Origin of the sequence: Candidatus Nitrosopumilus salarius BD31 (assembly GCF_000242875.2) — an archaeon.
In the GTDB taxonomy this organism is placed as follows: Archaea; Thermoproteota; Nitrososphaeria; order Nitrososphaerales; family Nitrosopumilaceae; genus Nitrosopumilus; species Nitrosopumilus salarius.
This window is the reverse complement of sequence record NZ_AEXL02000049.1, coordinates 1-1,634: the sequence shown is the minus strand read 5'-3', so window position 1 is coordinate 1,634 and position 1,634 is coordinate 1. Positions and strand designations below refer to the sequence as shown.

3 protein-coding genes are annotated in these 1,634 nt (G+C 35.7%); 1 reads left to right on the top strand and 2 read right to left on the bottom strand.

Features of this window, described 5'->3' with window-relative positions:
* Both BD31_RS02145 and BD31_RS02140 read right to left on the bottom strand, forming a co-directional pair.
* Positions 1–435 (bottom strand): methyltransferase domain-containing protein (locus BD31_RS02145; RefSeq protein WP_008297853.1); only part of this gene is annotated, 435 nt, incomplete at its 3' end.
* 47 nt (positions 436–482) lie between these two features.
* The gene (locus tag BD31_RS02140; protein WP_048097364.1) at positions 483–1,205 is read right to left on the bottom strand and encodes an archaeal proteasome endopeptidase complex subunit alpha; all 723 of its coding nucleotides are present in this window, start codon (positions 1,203–1,205) and stop codon (positions 483–485) included.
* 111 nt (positions 1,206–1,316) lie between these two features.
* Here BD31_RS02140 and BD31_RS02135 point away from each other — a divergent pair.
* The coding region (locus BD31_RS02135) for an ArsR/SmtB family transcription factor (protein WP_008297848.1) at positions 1,317–1,634 on the top strand (318 nt) is incomplete at its 3' end.

Sequence of the window (1,634 nt, the reverse complement as noted above, 5' to 3'; positions counted from 1 at the left end):
AAATCTTCCGTCTCTTTTCAAAACTCTGTGGATTTCAGAAATTGCTATTCTCAAATTTATTGCATCTCTTAAAGAATATCCGCACAAAACTGCATCAAATTCATTATCTCTAAATGGAATATGTTCAAAAACTCCGTTTGCCATGTCTGGTAATTTCTCAAAATGTGTGGCTGTATTTTTTAACATTGGGACAAGTGGATCATAAAGTGTGATTGAAATTTTATCATCAGTCAGTCTTGATGCTGTCTTTGACATGTTTCCAAAACCAGAACCCGCGTCTAGGATTTTGTTTCCTGGAAAAACTCGTTGTGAAATTCCGCGAATTCTGTGCTCTTTGTCTTTGCCAAGTGAAATAATTGAATTTACTTTGTCATAAATTGGGATGATTTCTCGAAGTACATCCATTACTTCTCCCCAATAACTGCCTAAACCCATAATCTATCTACTCTTAATTGATTGATTATGTTTCAAATCTAAAACTTCTACTGTGCAAACTTTGATGCGTTTTGAGAATATTTTTGTAAATCCGACTCTGAAACTTTTTCAAAAACTTTTTCTTTAGATGTAATTTTTGCCATCTTTATGTGATTAATTCCTTCTTTTGTTTCTGCTTTGAGGTTGATTGCTGCTATTGCTAATGATGCTGCATCATCTAAACTCATATCTTCATTGTAGTGTTTTTCTAAAAATTCGTTAACCTCATCAGAACCTGCGCCAATTGCGACTGCTGCAAATTGTACATATGTTCCACTAGGATCTGTAACATAGATTGATTCTCCTTTTTGATCAATTCCTGCAATGATCATGGAAACTCCGTTTGGACGTACTCCTCCATACTGTGTAAACTGATGAGCTTGATCTGCTAAATGTTTAGCAACAGTTGCAACTTCAACAGATTCATCATAAGTCATTCTGTTACCTTGTGAAAAGAATCTTGCATTGTCAACTTGAACTCGTGCATCTGGAATGTAACCTGCAGCTGCAACTCCTATATGGTAATCTACTTGGAAAATCTTTTGTGTTACATTAGGGGTTTGTAATGTTCGTGGTTTCTCCTCTACTGCCATGATGACTCCTTCTTTACTTAGAACTCCTATGGCTAGTGTCCCTCTCTTTACCGTCTCTATTGCGTATTCTACTTGGTAGATTCTGCCATCCGGTGAATACATGGTAGGGGTCATATCATAACCACGTGATGCCATCATATCAAAACGAGTTCATTCTCAGTCAATTTAAGGGTAATTGTCTTGTCTGAATGTGGAAAAGATCTGGAAATAGGGTTTTAAGCAAAATTTGTACTATTATTTCTAGGAAATATGGTCAATCAGCTACTAGAATTCAAAGAAATTCTCAGATCAAGAAAAGTCTCAGAACAAAGAAAGCCTGACAAGCAGACTAGAAAACTACTACTTTACTTGTTTACAAGTACAAGAGGTGGCTTTACTCGTTTACGAATTATTATCAATCTGCTTGAAAAACCATACAACACACATCAACTATCCCACGTACTCAATCTTGATTACAAGGCAATCCAACATCATTTGAAAGTACTAGAGAAAAATAACATGGTTTCAAAAATTGGTGAAAAATACGGCGCTCTTTTTTATCTGTCCAATTTCCTTGAACTCCACATC